The sequence below is a fragment of the Thermogutta sp. genome (genome assembly GCF_039793925.1).
GTDB lineage: Bacteria > Planctomycetota > Planctomycetia > Pirellulales > Thermoguttaceae > Thermogutta.
In genome coordinates this window covers 20,408-38,402 of the sequence record NZ_JBAMME010000346.1, presented here as the reverse complement: position 1 = coordinate 38,402, position 17,995 = coordinate 20,408, and the positions used below count along the sequence as shown (strand labels likewise).

12 protein-coding genes are annotated in these 17,995 nt (G+C 56.9%); 3 read left to right on the top strand and 9 right to left on the bottom strand.

Going from position 1 to position 17,995, the window contains the following annotated elements; genetic code table 11:
- On the top strand, positions 1-192 hold a 192-nt coding region (locus ABJK56_RS19050; RefSeq protein WP_347246273.1), incomplete at its 5' end, for a hypothetical protein.
- Positions 193-1,002: 810 nt separating this feature from the next.
- On the opposite strand, the gene ABJK56_RS19045 is transcribed toward ABJK56_RS19050, so the two are convergent.
- The 6 genes from ABJK56_RS19045 to eda form a co-directional block, all read right to left on the bottom strand.
- The gene (locus ABJK56_RS19045; protein WP_347246272.1) at positions 1,003-4,251 is read right to left on the bottom strand and encodes a UvrD-helicase domain-containing protein; all 3,249 of its coding nucleotides are present in this window, start codon (positions 4,249-4,251) and stop codon (positions 1,003-1,005) included.
- A 38-nt stretch (positions 4,252-4,289) separates the two neighbouring features.
- A complete protein-coding gene (locus ABJK56_RS19040) occupies positions 4,290-7,061 on the bottom strand; it encodes a hypothetical protein (protein ID WP_347246271.1) in 2,772 nt (923 codons plus the stop codon).
- A 56-nt stretch (positions 7,062-7,117) separates the two neighbouring features.
- Complete coding sequence (locus ABJK56_RS19035) at positions 7,118-8,071, bottom strand: protein-L-isoaspartate(D-aspartate) O-methyltransferase (protein ID WP_347246270.1); 954 nt, start codon at positions 8,069-8,071, stop codon at positions 7,118-7,120.
- Positions 8,072-8,245: 174 nt separating this feature from the next.
- Positions 8,246-9,754, bottom strand: coding sequence for a Gfo/Idh/MocA family oxidoreductase (locus ABJK56_RS19030; protein ID WP_347246269.1), 1,509 nt, complete (start codon positions 9,752-9,754; stop codon positions 8,246-8,248).
- A 180-nt stretch (positions 9,755-9,934) separates the two neighbouring features.
- The gene (holA, locus tag ABJK56_RS19025) at positions 9,935-10,996 is read right to left on the bottom strand and encodes a DNA polymerase III subunit delta (protein WP_347246268.1); all 1,062 of its coding nucleotides are present in this window, start codon (positions 10,994-10,996) and stop codon (positions 9,935-9,937) included.
- A 109-nt stretch (positions 10,997-11,105) separates the two neighbouring features.
- Complete coding sequence (gene eda / locus ABJK56_RS19020) at positions 11,106-11,762, bottom strand: bifunctional 4-hydroxy-2-oxoglutarate aldolase/2-dehydro-3-deoxy-phosphogluconate aldolase (RefSeq protein WP_347246267.1); 657 nt, start codon at positions 11,760-11,762, stop codon at positions 11,106-11,108.
- Positions 11,763-12,141: 379 nt separating this feature from the next.
- On the opposite strand from eda, the gene ABJK56_RS19015 reads away from it, so the two are divergent.
- On the top strand, positions 12,142-12,393 hold the full coding sequence (locus tag ABJK56_RS19015) for a hypothetical protein (protein ID WP_347246266.1): 252 nt from the start codon (positions 12,142-12,144) through the stop codon (positions 12,391-12,393).
- A 287-nt stretch (positions 12,394-12,680) separates the two neighbouring features.
- A complete protein-coding gene (gene clpX, locus ABJK56_RS19010) occupies positions 12,681-13,982 on the top strand; it encodes an ATP-dependent Clp protease ATP-binding subunit ClpX (RefSeq protein ID WP_347246265.1) in 1,302 nt (433 codons plus the stop codon).
- An 85-nt stretch (positions 13,983-14,067) separates the two neighbouring features.
- On the opposite strand, the gene ABJK56_RS19005 is transcribed toward clpX, so the two are convergent.
- From ABJK56_RS19005 to ABJK56_RS18995, 3 genes are all read right to left on the bottom strand, one after another.
- The gene (locus tag ABJK56_RS19005) at positions 14,068-15,183 is read right to left on the bottom strand and encodes a pyridoxal phosphate-dependent aminotransferase (protein ID WP_347246264.1); all 1,116 of its coding nucleotides are present in this window, start codon (positions 15,181-15,183) and stop codon (positions 14,068-14,070) included.
- Positions 15,184-15,542: 359 nt separating this feature from the next.
- Positions 15,543-16,586 carry a hypothetical protein gene (locus ABJK56_RS19000; protein WP_347246263.1) on the bottom strand — a complete coding sequence of 348 codons (1,044 nt, stop codon included), beginning with the start codon at positions 16,584-16,586 and terminating at the stop codon, positions 15,543-15,545.
- Between the two features lie 290 nt (positions 16,587-16,876).
- Positions 16,877-17,698 (bottom strand): hypothetical protein, encoded by an 822-nt coding sequence (locus ABJK56_RS18995; RefSeq protein WP_347246262.1) that lies wholly within the window; start codon positions 17,696-17,698, stop codon positions 16,877-16,879.
- Positions 17,699-17,995: the final 297 nt, after the last annotated feature.

Genomic DNA, 17,995 nt, shown 5'->3' with positions numbered 1-17,995 from the left:
TCGATATTGAAACTGGCGCCGGAGCACATCGAGATGGTCGAACGGGCACGCAAAGTGGGCGTCCCCGCCAAGTTTGCCGGTTCGGGTGGCGCAATCGTGGGACTTTGCCCGGATGACGCCACTTTTCAGAAGCTCAAGGTCGAGATGGCCACCATTCACTGCGAAGTCATCCGACCGCAGGTCATAGCGTAATGTGCTAACTTGTCCGTCGCCTGTTCATTGAAAGGCTGGTTTCGAGTATCACCTTGACCCCGATATGAGGGCGGAAACATTGCCGACCATGTGCGTCCTGCGGGCAGAAATTGCCTCCCGTAACAGGACCCTGCTTTTACGACGATAACGAATAAGGCAAACGGTTGTCGTAATCGTACGCGACAACTCTGGCAAAGTGTCCGCACAAGAAATGGGGACTGCAAAAATGCGTGTTTTTCGGAGTTTAATGTTTGTGATGATTCTCTCGCTTTTCGCGGCGGTGCCGGTATGGGCCCAATCCCCTGCCAAAGATCTGGGCGCTCCTGCGTGTTGTACGCCCTCTTATGCGGTGCTCGGTTATCAGCAGGGGTGCTGTGAATTCACCCCGACCTGCTGTAGCCAGGTTTGGGCGGGCTACTGTGAGATGAAAAAAGTCCGGGCATGTCACCGGTGGGAAGTGGCAAGGCCTATGAGGGGCTGGGAGCGTTTCGCAGCATGTGGCTGCACTCCCACCTCTCCTGGCAAATTTGATGGAGGGGCAGGGGAGTAGCTGCATAAGATGTGGTCCCGTTTTCTCGTGGTCGCTGACCTATGGGCGAAGTACCAGGTGGCCTAGGTCGAACGACTGATGAATCGAAGGCGAATAAATTTTTGGCTGGAGAAATTCGCCGCGTTAGCCGATACAAGAAGTAACCTGCCGGGAGGCGGGATGCCTGCCGATGTCCCCGATTTCAGGATGAAGATCATGGCAGATCGAAGGACCGGTCTGCCATGATCTTTTTTCTTGATGAACGGTCTTGTCGGCCTTCTCTAAACGACACGAATGACCTCGCCCGGTTGCGTGAACACCAGACGTGCCGACACACGTTCTTCCGGCACATGCAACCAGCGTGCGGCCGCCTCCCGATACATGACAAGCTGAGACCGATAGAATTGTACACGACCGGCAAGCTGGTCCAGAGTGATCTCGTCCGTCTTGAAATCGATCACATCAGCCGCGATCGGCTGGTGTCCATCAAAGAGAACGACAATCCGGTCAAATTGACCGCGGCAAAAAGCCCCCGCCGCATCAACCACGAACGGCTGTTCCAAAAAAACTTCCCATCGTGGATTCGCTAGGTCGTTCGCCAACTGTGCGGGCACACGGTATCCAGACGGGTTTGCTCTTTGGTATTCCACAAGACTGAGGACCCGTTTGATGTTGGGCCTGCCGAGCATTTCCACGAATTCGCGATAGAGTGTTTCGAAGGCTTCGGACAGTTCGGGATAAAGGGCCAACGTTTTTCGCAATTCTTCGCGAGAGGGGATTCCCTGTTGATCGAGCCAGCGAACCCGGGAAAACCACATGTGCCACACACTTCCCTTCGCAAGAGATCGGACGGGTTGAAATCGCAGCACGACATCCGCAGAAATTCCGGTTCCCTCCATTTCGTGGGGCGTCCGCCACGGAATGGATCGGCGAAGACGCCCAGGGTGGCTTCGCAGGGGAGAAAGAGTTGGGGTTGTGTCGTCTCGCATTGGTGGGGGGGAGACACTGGTCGGGCACCGGTTGAACCAGTCGCGCTGGCCGTGCTCAAACAAAATATCGCCCGGAGTTTGGGGAGCAGGCGTCTGCAGCCCATTCCACACGATGCTGGCCAGCGTTTTAGGCGGGCCCCAACGGCCCGAGCCGGTCGGCGACACGAATATGTAAAGACCGTGGACCGCGCGTGTCATGGCCACGTACAGCAGTGAAAAATCTTCCTCTACACATCGCTGTTGAAACGTATAGTAGCGCTCGACCAGGTCAGATTCAAAAACATTGGCCTTGATGAGTTCCTGGTTGATGCCCCGTAACACCCAATCGATGGGTTGACCGGGAGATGGTCGAGCGTAGACAAGATGGCCTGTGCGGCGGCCCACAGGCTCATCCAGGTCGGGCAGAAAGACGGCATCAAATTGCAGGCCTTTGGCGCCGTGGACGGTCATCACGCGGATGCGGGTGAGTTGCGGATCAGCCACCTGTTGATGTTCCAGCCATCTGATAAAGTCGTCTGCCCGGAGGGTCCTTTGCTTGTCATAGAGGTGGGCCAATTCCACGAGTTTTTCCAGCCACAAGTGTTCTTCGCGGGGGGTATGTTCGCTGATCGCGTTGGCAAACTCGCGGATTACTTTACCGTAACCTTCGTCCAGCAGACGCTCCCGCAGTCGATGAGATGTTTCGAGCGACTTTTCAAGCCGCGTCGGTGCATCCCACTGGGGAAACTCGTTCCAGTCCAAGAGGGAAGCCAGCGGTGAATGACCCAGCCGGAAGGCGGCTGCGGTATCACCGGGATGATCAGCAATCCGCAGGACGTTCAGAACGAGTTGCACAGAAACGGCGGTGGTGACGGGATTACGCCCCTCCTGACTGACCTCGAACCCCGCCCCCCGCAAGGCCGCAACAATCGGGTCGATGGCCGCGTTCGTGCGCACGAGGACACCGATAGTGGGCTTACTCGGCGCCTGATAAACCTCTCCAATCCATTCCACTAGAATCGGATCCGCAGGAGTCGCGTCCTCGCCGTCCGTTTCATCTTCCTCGGACTGACCGCCTTTTTGGCGAACCACCACGCAGCAGTAACCGGGGTACTCGGCACGCGTGGTGTGGTGCGCGCTGAACTGCAACACCCAGGTTTCCGCAGCTCGCCGCCAGAAAGGCAGGTTATCCTGGCGGGTGATGACAGGGTTCTCCGTGAGTGTCGAGAAGACACGGTTGACGACATCCACAATAATCGGGCTCGACCGCCACGTGATGTCCAGATTTTGGACATCCACGTGGGGTAACTCGGATTCGATACGTGCGAAGATTCCCGGTTCACTACCCCGCCAGCCATAAATGGATTGCTTCACGTCACCAACGCAGAAGAACGAACCGTCCTGCGATTGGCACACCTCCTTGGCGAAAGGCGCCAGAACAGCCCACTGCACAGCCGACGTGTCCTGGAATTCGTCCAAAAGCAGATGGCGGATTCGCCAACCGAGCCTTCGCTGCCAAAGGGAAAGCCCTGCGGAGCCGTTGGCTTGCAAAAAGTTATGCAACAGCCGTGCCACGTCGCTGAAACGGAGGATTCCCCGGTCACGCAATGCTGTTGTGTAACGCTGGTGGAACTCGTGCAGCAGTTTGTACGTGGCGAGTGTCTGGTCTACCAGCCGGTTGAGGATAACAGCTTTCGCGTGATCAACCAGGGGTTGGTAGCACTTTTTAAGCTCGGGGGGAATGGGTACCCGTTTGTAACAGTTTTCTCCGATAGCGACCTTTGCTGCGATCCCGCGTTTCAGAAATTCTTCCCAATTCTCGCTGGAAGCTCGCTCGAGATCGGACGCCAGTGCGTCGCGCAGGGAAGTCTTATAATCCCGGGCAGAGAGTTCTCTAAGCTGGTCTAAGGCGTTTGTCAGCTCACTGGAAGAGAGAGTCGGCCGTTTGTGAACGGCTTCCCAGGCCTTTGGTTCCGCTTCCAGAAACACATTTTCGTAATACGCCGTGATAATATCGCGAAGCTGGGCGGTGATTGTCCGGACCGCTTGCCCTTTGAAGAGGAATTGCATCCACTGGCGTACCTGATCCCGCTGATGGAGGATTTCCGCAAGGATAATCCGATTGATGCGTTCCGTTTGGTCTCCTTCATCGATCTGCCAATCTGGCCAGAGTCCCAGCTCAAAATTCAGCGCTTGTGCCGCGCGAACGAAACAACTGTCCAGTGTCCGAATTTGGACGTGGTGGAAATACTTGATGATTTTGCGAAGAATGGCGAGGCATTCCTGCGGAGTAACGTCTACCCCGATCGCATTGCTCAATTCCTCGCACTGTTTGGTATCCTGGGCCGCTTTTGCCAGCCGCGACATCAGCCGATCGAGGATCTCACCAGCAGCTTTTCTGCTGAACGTGGTGGCAAGGATGCTTTCTATCGGAGTTCCGGCAAACAGAAGCGCGAGCAAGCGATTGGTGAGTTGATAGGTTTTTCCTGACCCGGCGCTTGCCCGAATGATCACATTTTTTGGAGCCGTCGCCTGTGCGCTGCTGCCACTTGTTTTCGCCATATTTGCTGCCGTGTGGGTATCGAAGCAGAGGAAGGGTTTCAAGGTCCTTTTCGAACAAGATAGAGCGGCTCATCATCCAGTGTCAATTCCGAGAAGGCAAGGCGATTTCCCATTAGGTCGAAGGCCTCGTAAAGTGCCGGCACCTGCCACTTCATGGGCTTTTTAGCCCACAGAATGACAACTTCCCGTCCCCGGCTTTGGAAACGATAAACCTGGAGGGAGGGATGCCAGGTTTCTTTTTCCTGAAATACCAGATCGGGGCTGAGGAACTGCGCCAGGGCAGCCTGAGCGGCATACATTTTCCGCGGACAACCGCCATACTCGAAAAAGATGTTTCCCGCGGTGTTTTCGTTCAGTGATCCGCACGTGCCCGCATGATAAAAGATTTTTGTTACTCCCGCTGCGCCCATCACGGCGGCGAATTTGACCAGATCGATGGATGCCCGCCACTCGCTGGGGCGCAGGCTTCGGTTCATGGCGTCATCCCCCACCCGAAATGGAAGCAATGGTGGATCGTCATCCGCGTAGCACCCGATCTCGGTAACCCAGATTGGCTTGCTCGCAAAACCTGCCTGACGCATCATGTCGCGGCAGCGAAGGAAGGCTTCTTCGTAAGTGTCCGGCGATCCCCGGTGCGGATAGAGGTGGAGATTCATCACGTCGCACCACGCGAGGCCACCGGCTTCAATGAAATCGCGAACCCAGCGGGATTCGGGCGGCGCAGCGATCCCACCCACGACCACACAATCTGGATCGACCTCTTTCGCTGCCCGGTACGCCGATCGCAGTAAGTCGATGTAGTCGAAAACATTCCACCCGTAGGAATTGGGCAGGGCATAACTTGTGAACAGCGGTTCGTTCAGGATTTCAATACAGCGCAAACGGTTCCGGTAGTGCGTCATGGCGGCGCGAACATACGCCCCAAAGGCCGAGATGTTTTTGGGTTTCTGAGCGATCACGAGACGTTCCTTGAGGTAGGAATTCGATTGGGCTTCTTGTGCGATGCGCTCTAAATCGGCGGCTGCGGCCCACGGAGTAGCAGGGAAGGGGAGGAGCATAAGAACCTCTCCGTTGAGTGCCAGCACACGGTCGATTTGCTGGTCGGGAATGGCAAAGTCGAACGGAGCGTCTGGGGCAGATTGGATAAGCCGCCACTGACACGACCAATCCCGCCACCACCGCAACCCGGCCTGATGGGCCAGCGGAATCAGGAAATCTACCGGAAAGGCGTGATTCATTCCAAAGGCACTATCCTGTTCGCGATACGGTTCGATAAGTGCTGCCCGCAACACTTGGCTTATTTCCCCTTCCGGCTGCCAGGTGATGCGGAAAAAGCCTTTCTTACCGACGAGGAGGCTATCGAAGACCTTTTCCACGCATGTATCGGGCGGGATATCCACAGCCACGGTTTCTGTGTGAACTGTGCGGTCGCGGTAGTCATCGATCGAAAGCTTTCCACGCAGCCGATGAGCTTTAGAATCTGCGTTGTAGGCACGCAGGCGAAGGGTCAAACCCCGATCGGGGGCTGTGAAAATATTTCCCGGCTGATCGGTCACCACGCACGATTCGACCAATCGAGCCGGGGCGTATGAAAGCGAATCTTCTGGAGCTGACACTCGTCGGAATTGAACGGCGTCAACCCACAGGGTGGTGTCCTCGTCGATGTTGCTCGCATCCAGCCCAATGGCCCCATATGCATAAGCCCCTTCGGCTGAAAATCGGACAGTCAACCGCTGCCACTGGCTTCCCGCTTGGAAATTCCATGTTCGGGTGCGATCATCCTGTCTGATTTGTATCACAACAGGAACCCCTGGCCGGGTCCCTTTCACCGCTGCCGAGAACTCGTAGGTGTTTCCGGGTTCGAGAGCCACCCAGCCTTCGTGGGCAATGAGAAACCGCCGAACTTCTGTTACGGAGGGATCAAAATAATCAAAGTAGATCCGCGAACGCTTGTCGTGGGAAACAGTCAGTTTCCAACTGCGGTGGCCGTGATACGCCTGTGATTCATCAAGCTCACCTTCCAGACGGAAAAGGTTGGCGGCCCAGGTTGTTCTGCCCTGGCCGAGGCTTCCCCAGCCAAAACCTCCCAGCTCAAAGCTACTATTGGGAAGAAAATTTTTGTCGCCGGTGGTGACGAGCTGCGGAAGTCTTTGGGGCCGGAATCCTGGCACGGGAGTCAGCTCCACGTCGTCCAGCCAGAGCGTGCCAGTGCTTTGAAAGTAGATTTGAAACCGACTTTCTTCAGCCGGCAGGTCAGTTGTGGCGCGGAAATAAAACTCGAAGGATTCCCACTGACTTGTAGGGGAAAAGACTTCCTGCAGCCCAGTCGGAGTCCAATTTCGATAGTTGACCAATGCGACGGAGACGCTTCCCGCGACAAGCTCTTCGGCCTTGGCCCGCAGCCGCAGCCGATACCATTGTCCGCGTTTCACCGACAACACATTGAGCTGACACAGCATGGCGTGACTGTCGGGGAAGCCCCCTTCGAACTGCGTGCAGGTAAGTCGTGCCGCGTAACCGCCCTCGGGCAGGGGTACCCTCTCCAGACGTTGGACAATCGTCCCTCGACCGGCCGTTCTCCATCCATCTGGAGTGCCGTCACGATCGTTATCCTGTTCGAAGGAGCCGTTGAATACGCCCTCAATAGCAAGGAGTGGGGACATGTGCCAGGCTGCGAACGCTGCGGTTAGTACCAGGATGTGCCACGTACGCAAAACCCCGATTCTGCTATATTGTCGCACCGCCACAAAATTACTCTGTCGCTTGTGCCCCCATTGAGTGAGAACTTCCACGTGGCTCGGCATCGCCATCGGTATCATTCCCCTCTGCTGAAGTTTGTTCGGACACGCCGCCACAAAGAGAGATCTCATCGCGACCGCCGCTGGGCTTCGCCTGTCATGGGGACAAAAAGAACCGGGGCCACGCTTTCCCGGTGAATGGATCCATCGGGCCGTTTCTCAATCACAACAAGTTGTTGTTCCACGCGTCCCACGGGAATGACGAGCCGTCCGCCCACCGCGAGTTGATCCACAAGGGGTTGCGGGATATGATCGGGAGCTGCTGCCACAATGATGACATCGAACGGGGCCTTCTCCGGCCAGCCGCGGTAACCGTCACCGGTCTTCACGACCACGTTCGTGTAACCGAGGCGTTTCAGCCGCTCAGCCGCCTCTTTGGCTAACGGTTCTACGATCTCGATGCTGTACACTTCGCGGCACAGCTCGGCAAGGATTGCCGCCTGATATCCTGAACCTGTCCCAATATCGAGAGCCCGGTGGTGGGGACGCGGACGCGCCAACTGCGTCATGAGTGCGACGATATACGGCTGCGAAATGGTTTGGTGGTAGCCAATGGGCAGGGGATGGTCGTCGTAAGCCTCGATGATGACGTCTTCCGGTACAAATTCATGTCGTGGAATACGGCCCATCACGTGGAGGACCTGCGGGTCAGTGATGTCGCGGGAACGAAGCTGAAATTGAACCATCTTCTGCCGCGCCAAACGAAAAGCCTCCGGTTCAGGCGGGAATACCGGGTGACATGGTCCCGGCTTCAGCTCGAATGATTCCTTCTGTTGGCTCGTGTCGGCCCTTTCGCTGTGTGTTGTTGACTGCTGCGGGGAGGACTCCGCAGACTGCTCCGATGCTCCTCCCGCGGTATCATGAGTTGCATCCATCCAGGTCATTGCCGGCTCAGAATCAGCGTTTCGTTGAACCTGTTCCGATACGAAGAAAACGCTTCTCATGACGGCGTATGCCGCCAGGATAAGCCCCGCTGTCACGACGCTGCCTGCAAACAGACGCCTCATCGGTCGGTCCAGCATGGCGATCCTCCCTGCTGGACTTGGGAGCTTCAACCGTCCCGCTTTTCAAAACATCATCTGGCCCCGTCGTGGTTTTTCGCGTCGACCTGGATAATAGGGTCTCGGAATACTGTTCACCGCGACGGGGCCTAAAGTTGGCGGATCTTGGGCAAGGCGAGTGGTCCCGCCTGATGCTCACACTTTGTCCGCTGTTGGACAAACGAACGGTGCACGATACTCCCGCGTCGTCAACGCTGTCGCTTCCGGTGAGTCCGGGAAGATTTCCTTCTCGGGATCGAACTTTAAGAGCGGTCCCATAGAGATGGGATATTTCTTCAGATCGACGCCGTTGTCCACAAGATGTCGCAACGTCCGTTCCAGGGTCGCAACATTGTCATCCAGGCTCTTAACGTTGGCCAGCACGCGCTTGGCTTCCTCGGGCGAAACCTTGTTATTTTCCCCGAGGTAATAGGAAATGTTGCCCAAGTGACTGATGGCCGCCGAGAGGTGTCCCTCCCAGGCGTCGGAATTAAGCTCTTTCGGGTTGCGGCTGATGCATGCGTCGATAAAGTTGGCGAAGTGGTTGCCGGCGCCTGTAAATTCTTTGATGGGTTTTTTATTTTTGTCGTACGCCACACAGTGGGTGTACGTCCGCTGGACGAGATAGCCATCGGACCCATAGAAGATCACGCCAATCTTGTTCTCCGAGATACCCTGGAAAAAGAAGTTGATCTCATCATCGGCGGAGTTGGCCACTGAGAGACCGCGGGTTTCGAAAACGATGCACTTGTCGCCATAATCATAGATGGAAACCTCCGTGTTCGCAGTATCGCCGGCATCGACGTAATTATCATCGTGACGCTCGGCCTGGTAACCCAGGCGGCCGCCGTAGGAAATGACGCTGATGGGGTGACTGTTAATCCCGAGTCCCCACCGAGCGATGTCGGTCTGATGAGGCCCCTGGTTGCCCAGGTCGCCATTACCATATAGCCGTTGCCAGTGCCAATCATAGTGGAAATTCGGTCGTGTGCACCGGGGTGTGGTGTACGGTGCCGGACCACTCCAGAGATTGAAATCGACCTCGGGTGGAATGGGGTAATCGCCCTTGGGACCGATGGACTTGCGCCGCTTGTAGCACAGCCCGCGAGCAAATTTCACCTCACCGATCCCGCCGGAGTGCAGGAAAGCGATCGCATCCCGAATCGCCGGATTGGAGCGGCACTGTGTTCCCACCTGACAGATGCGCTTGTACTTCCTGGCAGCTGCTACCAGAGCCGCACCCTCGGCGATGTCATGGCAGATAGGCTTTTCGATATACGCGTCCTTCCCGGCCTGCATCGCCCACACTCCACAGAGGGCGTGCCAGTGGTTCGGGGTGGCCGTGCTGATCGCATCGACCGCCGGATCGTCGAGCGCTTCGCGAAGATCCCGCACAAACTTGGGACGGAAACCCTTTTTCTTGAAGATTTGCTCGACGCGTCCCTGACCGACTTTCTCATCGGCGTCCACGATGTAGAGGATTTGCACGCGTGGATCGCTCAGAAAAGCGTCGATATGTTCGCCTCCTCGACCGCGAACCCCAATGATCGCCATCCCCACCTTTTCGTTGGCCCTTTCCGCCTTAACGAGTGTGGGCACAGCCCAGGTTGAGGCAAGTGCACTCAACGAGGTCCCGATAAAGGCACGACGACTCACACGATTCATAGCGCTGGTCCTTCTTCAATCACAAGCGATCAAAACATTCCCGGGGGAGCGACGAACGTTTTGCGGCGCCCTGGTGTGCCAGACGCCCCTTCTGTTAGCTCAAGTCTACTCATTGTGAGGGTGCGTGTCTAGAAAGCAACACCCTGAATATGCCCTCAAACATTCAACATGACGGGAACCTTACAGCGGTGCCAATCGACCGTCCGCTGCTTCAGGCTGTCCGAGCACCACAATGAGCCGTTCCAGAATGAGCCTTGGCTCGGTTGCAAGGCTCCCCTTCATGGCGGCATCAGCCTTGCGGAGCCAGTGCACGAGCTGCGCTGCACGGTGACGCCCTAACCGGCGAAGTCGCATTTCCTCGTCTTTCAGTGCAAATCCGGGCACGCCTGATTCTGAGAGTGCTCCCTGAAGCGTCACGCGAGGCTGACCGGGGAGGGGATGCAGATAGCGGTGAGTGGCCAAGGTGTACCGTCGGAGCATAGCGGTCATCATCCCCAAGATTCCCAGCGGGGTTTCCCCGGCCTCAAGCAGTCGGTGAACTTCGCTCAGTGCCACCGCTGTCTTTCCCTCCAGGGCCGCATGAATGATTTCCCATACCGTCTTGGTCCGCCATGTGCCCGTCAGCTCCCGCACCATCTCCGTGGTAACGGACTTTTTGCCCAAACCGGCCAGTTTTCGTAATTCCTGGTCAATCAGGCCGCAGATCGGCCCGACGGATTCTAAGAGCAGCTCGGTGGCCTCGGACTCTAAGATGAGCCCATACTGCTGCCGCGCCCATTTTTTGATCCATGATACAAGCTCCGGATGCTTTCTTTTGCTGAACGAGCACTCGATGACCACGCCCTTTTCCGCAACCAGCTTAGCGAGCCGCGTTTGCGGTAACCACTGATGCACAGAGAGCGCGAGGATGTTTCGACGGGAACTCTCGCTGACCCATTTTTCGAGCTCCACCCGGTACCGACTCACAAAACTATCGGCCTCTGTAACAATTACCACCCGAGGATGTGTTGTGAACATGCTGACCGTCACCAACTCACGGTAGACGTCTGCCCAGGTGGTATCATCCCCAGAAAACTCCGAAAGATTGAGCTCGTCCTCTGGTTGTGGAAGCCAGATCTTTCGGAGTTTCTGGAGAGTAAGCGTATGGAGATATTCATCATCTCCGTACGTAACCCAGACAAAGCTCTCCGGCACACTTTCTTGCAGAAGAAATTCAAGTGCAGAAAGAACGGAGCTTGGCATAGTTAAGCCTTCCAACAGCCAAATCCGATGGGTGTCCCGTGCGCGAACCAACTGCACGAGCAAACCAAGGCGTGGGATCGACCTTTCCACCCAGCGATGGCAGAGCGAGCTATTTTCGGTATTCGTTTTCGGCGCGAGCCTGTTTGACGATTTCCACGAATCGTCGGGCCAGGGACTCGATTTCAGCGAGATTGCCCGACCGAACGAGTTGGGGCTGAACAAGAGCGCTTCCCACTCCCAGGGCGCAGGCTCCTGCCCGTATGAAATCGGCGGCCGTGTTCAGATCTACGCCGCCGGTCGGCATGAGTCGGATAGAGGGGAGGGGGCCATGAATCGCCTTAAAGTAGGCGGGTCCCCCCACGTCTGCGGGAAAAACTTTCACAATGTCTGCCCCCGCCTGCCAGGCCGTCAAAATCTCCGTGGGAGTGAACGCCCCCGGGAAAACGAGCTTCCCGTAACGTTTGCACATTTCAATGACCGCTACGTTGAGCGTCGGACTGACGATGAATTCAGCTCCTGAAAGAATTGCGATGCGGGCGGTTTCGGGATCAAGCACCGTCCCAGCGCCCAGCACGATACGATCCGCCAACCGACTGGCAACCGATTCCAAAACTCGGTGCGCCTGGGGTACAGTGAAAGTCACCTCAATGGCTGTGACACCGCCTGAGGCCAAGCTCTCCGCCACGTCCGCTAGGACATCCCCGCGGTCCGATCGCATGACGGCCACCACACCGCAGTCGAGAATTCGCGTCAATGCCGCCGACATATACCGCTCCTCGTCACCCCTTGTATTTATCTGCACTCAGCCATATTCGACCCAGGCCGGCTCTCCAATGATCGTTGAGCATAGCCCTTGCCGCGGATCCATGTCAACAAGCCGCGTTTTCAAATGGGGAGAAGCCGAAGTGGTAAGCAACCAGGCCGCCGGACGCCGAATATCCCGTCTTGGTGCAAAACCGCTCGCGCAGCACCTGAGACTCTGGCGGCTCAAAATACGGTACAATACTGATGAGATGCGGGAATAGTGTCAATTGGTCGTGATCCTAGGGGCAGGCAAGTCGCAAGCGTGGAGTGAACCTCCGTCGACGGGCCCTCTAGCAGCGGTAGCAGGCACCCTAAACATTGTGCACAACACGGTGTTGCTCATGCTTCGAACTTTCCAAATCATCGTAGCTCTTCTGCCGTGGCTGGCGGCGCTCGTTGCTTTTATTGCGGTGGGGATCTACGTCCTACAAAAATTTCGGCGTGAAGTGACCAGCGACGCGGCAGAGCATGAGGACTCGCTTCTCGACTTGGAACGTTTGAAAAGAGAAGGCCGATTAAGCGACGCCGAATACCGCGCAATCGCCGAAAAGATGAAGGATTCCCTGGAGGGCCGGGGGAAAGTCGTCCGGTAGTAGATCAGACGACGGTTATCCCGCGCGAAGGGGGGCTAAAACGACCAGCAAGTATGTGAAAAAATTCGGACAGTGCCCGACGTTCTGATTATTCAAATAACATCCACGGCCCGTGTTGCGTACCCGATTTAGTGGTCCGATAGCCGATGACCAATCAATGTCAGGAGGGGCGAGAAAGCATCGAAACCTGGCACATACTATTTGGCGGGGCGGTGTCCTGTCGCGAGTTGTGCGAGGTCGGGCCTGGAGTCTATACGGAACTGTCTTAGCCACCGGGGATCACGAGCATGCCAACAGGACGGGACTTCACCTCGGGTCGACGCAATGCCAGTGCGAGCAAAAAGAGTGCGTTCTGTTCCTTTTGCCGCAAAAGTTATCGGGATGTTGGCCCCCTCGTAGAGGGACCTGGTGATGTCTATATCTGCGGCGATTGCATCGATCTTTGCCAGTCGATTTTGGAGCAGGAGCGGCGCCGCACGGGCACAGCGCGGCCTCTTTTTGCCCGGGTGCCCACACCGCGCGAAATCGTGGCCAAGCTCGACGAATTTGTGGTAGGGCAGGAAGAGGCCAAGAAAGTCCTTGCCGTAGCGGTGTACACGCATTACCGCCGTCTGATGCATCGCGGCTCGTCCGACGTGATGATTGATAAGTCCAACATTCTCCTGATCGGTCCGACGGGCTCCGGAAAAACACTCCTCGCGCAGACCCTGGCCAAGCTCCTCGATGTTCCCTTCGCCATTGGCGATGCCACAACACTCACGGAGGCAGGTTATGTGGGAGAAGATGTGGAAAATCTTCTCCTCAAATTGCTCCACGCGGCAGATTTTGACATCGAGGCGGCTCAGCGGGGAATTGTGTATATCGACGAGATCGACAAAATCCGCAAAACTAGCCACAACCTCTCGATCACGCGCGATGTGTCGGGAGAGGGGGTTCAGCAGGCCCTGCTCAAGATGCTGGAAGGGACGATTTCCAACGTTCCCCCGCAGGGTGGCCGCAAACATCCCGAACAGCAGTACATCCAGGTTGATACGACGAATATCCTCTTTATCTGCGGCGGGACCTTTGTAGGACTGGAAGAAATCATTGCGCGACGGTTGGGGAAACGTTCCATCGGATTTGCTTCCGGAGTCCCGGGTAAGCAGGGGGGACTGTCAGAAGAGGAGCTCCGGCGTGAATACCTCCTGTCGCACGTGACAAGTGAAGACCTGGTTGAGTTCGGAATGATTCCGGAGTTTATCGGTCGGTTGCCAGTGGTCACGGCCCTCCGTCCGCTCGATGTGCCGGCCATGGTCCGAGTGCTTACCGAGCCGAAAAACGCGCTGGTCAAGCAGTATCAGGAACTATTCGCCATGGAGAACGCCGAGCTGGAGTTCACCGACGAAGCTCTCCAGCTTATTGCCAGGAAAGCCTACGAGAAGGGTACCGGTGCCCGCGGTTTACGCTCGATCGTCGAAAGCATCATGCTGGACGCCTTATTCTCTCTTCCTGATCAGCCGCCCGGCTACCGCTACATCGTGGATGTGGACGTCGTGGAGGGGCGAAAACCGCTTCTCGGACATCCCGTGGCAAGACAAAAGACGGCCTGAGAATGCCGTCACGTGTCTCACCACTTTTTCCTTACCGGCCAGCCCGCTGGACTGACAAAGCCGAACAGGGACCTTGCTCCGCGGTTTAGACCCGCCTGGCCATTCGCCGTAGGACCTCAATGCCACGCTGGATGACCTCGTCTGGTGCGGCGTAGGAAATGCGGAAGTGGGTGTCCCGCCGACTGAATACGTTGCCCGGAATGATGAGCAGGTTGTGTTTTTCGATCGCTTCCATGACGAATTCTGTGGCGGTCCCCCAGGGTGCCTTGGGAAAAGCGTAAAATGCACCGTGAGGCGTGACTAGATCATAAATGTCACGGAGACCTTCCACGATCAGATCCCGCTTTCGCCGATAAGCGGCAAAATAGGCTGACATGTCCACATCCAAAGCCGTTAGAGCCGCCCACTGAAACGGCTGGGGGGCACACACAAAACTATACTGCTGGAGCTTGAGCATCTGTTGGATGACTGCTCTCGGTCCATGGGCCACACCGACCCGCCATCCCGGCATCCCGTGACTTTTGCTGAATCCTTCCACGACAATCGTGGAGGGATTGAACTGAGCCGGGGATACGAAAGGCTGATCGTAGCAGAAGTCCCGGTAAATTTCGTCACTGAGGAGCACGATCCCGCGCCGTTCTGCCAAGTCGGCGAGATCTCGAAGCTCCTGCTCGTTGGCCACCACTCCGGTTGGATTTGCCGGACTATTCACGATGATCATTTTCGTCCGAGGCGACAGGGCAGCTTCCACGCGATTCACATCGATCCGAAAGTCTGGATATGTGTCAACCACCACAGGCACGCCGCCGGCGATATGGATGAGTGCCTCGTACATGACAAAATACGGGTCAAAAATGATGACCTCTTCATCTGGGTTGACCAGGGAGAGGATGGCCAGCACCAGACCGCCGCTGGTACCGCTCGTCACGAAAACTTCGCGATCCGGGTGGCCGTAGCGCTGAGCGATAAGTTCCTGCAACTTCTCCCGTAGAGGGGCGATTCCCTGGGTCACCGAATAACCGTTTTTTCCCGCTTGAATGGCGTCAATTGCTGCCTGCTTGACCGCCTCGGGAACATCAAAGTCCGGCTGTCCGATCGAAAGGTTAATAGGATTCTTCAGCCGAGCACCGAGTTCAAAAACCTTACGGATCCCGGACGCATCAAACTGGCGCATGCGGTGGGCGATCCAAGAGTCGAGCATAACGCGTGCCTCATACATCCCGAAGGGAAAAAAGCCCTTGACGTGCGAACCCTGTATGTTACCACCACGTGGCCCGGTCCACTACGCTCCCCTTGCTTCAGTTTCTATTTGAATGTTTGAATGTAGGGCCAATTCACGATTTGTGTCCTCAGCACATGGAGCCTGCGATGTCTCGCAACAAGTGGGGATAGGTCGGATGTGGGGACCCTGTCGGGTGCGAGTAACCGTGGATGAGTCTCGGAAAAAAGCCGATTCGGTCGGCCAGCTCATTGACATCGTTCGTAGCGATCGGCCAGCCGCCTCAAGTGGCCTCGGGCACATGTCTCCGGGTACGACGGATTCCAGGATAAGCGGGCGGACTATCGCACTCGGCACTGGAAGCGAATGACGCCGCCTTCGCCGGGTGGGAGTGGCTCGGTCAATCGCCACTGGAGGGTCAACGAACCTGCTTCATTGCGCTGGACGGAGAACTCCACTCCCTTACTCGCCTGCGACGACCCATCGACGTACTCCAATCGCGTGGAGAGATTGTCGATGATGACGAGATCCGTGATCGGAACGGTGCCCACGTTATCAAACCGAAGCGTAAAATCAACCGCTTCGCCAGGCAGCGCGGTAGCAGTCGATGCGACTTTGACCAGTCGCAGTTTGCCCTCTCCGTAACGGCTTTGCACGCGATAGAGACTGTGAACACGGCTTACGCCGACTTCTTCGGATGCGGCACGGCCATTCACCACCACCTGAATCTGCGAATCGGCGGTCCATGCGATGGCTGCCTGGATGCTTTGGGCCAGTGTGGGCATTTCGTCGGCCACCATCTGACCTTTGACGATCAGGCTGAAATTCTCGTAAGGCTTGAAAGCGTCGGAGAAGCCCCGCGGTCCCAGTGCCTGGGAGACTGCTCCGTCGCGCTGGCCACTCTCGAAGATTGCCAGACCGCGGTGTTGCACTCCGGCTCGGGCCTGGTAATTTTGTGTGCCCATCCCCACGGATTGAACTTCCTCAATGCGGGCCATATGGGTCGGGGTCGAGACTCCCACCACTTTTTCGGCTTGTTCGTCTGCTTGAACGCCCACCACCTGGCGGACCGAGGCAAAACGTGGGCTGTAAATGAAGACCCGATTGAAAGCCTGGACGCGGCTTTTGCCATCCGCAGTTTGAAACCTTGCCACGGTATCTTCGGGGTTGATGCCAGTGACACCATTCTCGGCCAGCCCGGCAAATGGGGGAAGGTCGCCACCGTCGGCGAGAAACTCATCCTGCGGCCAGGGGGCGGCAATACCGGGAGGAGTCCACGCGCCGGTTACCGCACCTGGTGGGGTGCCGCGGGGAAGCACATTTCCTTGAGCATCCACATAAATCGGTCCCCGAATTGCAGGAGGAACCGTCGGCGAAGCCATCATCAGCGGGTGGCCTCCGTCAGAAACTTCCGCCGCTCCTGCGTTCGACGAAACTCCGGGGCCGACATCCCCAGCAGAATAGCTCACTGGTCGGACTGCCTCTTGACCCGAATACGTGGCGAGTTGTGACGGATTGGAATCAGGGGAGGGCAGGGGGGCACGCCCACTTATCTGAGCGGCATCTTTCGACACCGTTTTGCAAGAGCAGAAAATAAGTGTGCAAATCGCAATCAAAAGTAACCGTAACCAAGGCGACATGCCTGTCTCCCCGTCAGTCCGAACAAGACTCCCATTCATGGACGACGGCCCTCCGGTGTCGGATGCGGTGCCGTGGCCGGGGAATTCCCTGATGGAGGACCAGGCAACACCTTCACCTTGGGTGGAAAAACGACCAGAGGCGGTGATCCAAACAGAAAGGCAGGGTTGGATTCCTCCTCAGGAAGCGGAACACGACCACCCATTCGGACAATCACCAGCGGACGCCCCAGCGCATCCGCCACCGCGAGCGGATCTTGGTCGTGACGTACCTCAAACCAGAGCTGGCCGCCGGTTCCCTCCGCCACGGGAAGTGCCTGCTGCGGATCCTCCAGATAGATGACCCGGGTGACGTATTTTCCCTCCATGGCCAGCCGCAGATCGTCAGGATGCAACTCCACGATAATCGGGAAATGACGTTCCTGTCCCGGTGGTGGATAGAGCCGGTCGATTACCTCCAGCGAAGGGAAAAGCTCAACACCTTCAGCCTGAGGAATGCCCGCCACTTTTAACCGGTAAACACGACCCACCAGCAACCCCGCCGTGACGGGAAGATTGTGGAACTCGGTGAAACCGTTCTGGTCGGCAAAGGCGATTTGCAGTCCGTGCGGGCCGCGAATTTCCACCGGTTGAAAGTAATTGGCCACCGGTCCGGGACCAGCGGCCCGGGTAGCTCCCACCAGACCCGGCGGCGCTTGGATTGAAAAGACTGGCTGCAAGCCAGCCGTTTGAGCAAACGCCACAGGCCACAATTGGTCAACCGGCAGGCTGTGTACACCCCACATCACCAGGAGAGCGACGACAGTCGATCTCCAGTGGGTGGACCGTAGTGGACATGTCCCCGTGTGAACCGCCTGCACGGTGAGACTCTCCGTTGTCGGGACGTTTGCGGCAAAACTGTTTTGACCGAATTCACCCTTAAAGTCGGCAAAAGTCGAGCCTTTTCATCAACAAATTTCAACGGGCCGAGAGTGCCCTCCCATCTCTCGAATGGGCATCCATCTTGAAATGTGCGGGTTGTTCAACCCCAGAAGCCTGACTCGCTGCAGAGCCTCGCGGCAGGGCGGAATGCTACTCCCGCCAACAAAAACACCCGTCGTGCTGGCCGGCAGTGAGCACGACGGGTTGGGTACTCCAACGTCGGAGGACTATCAAGC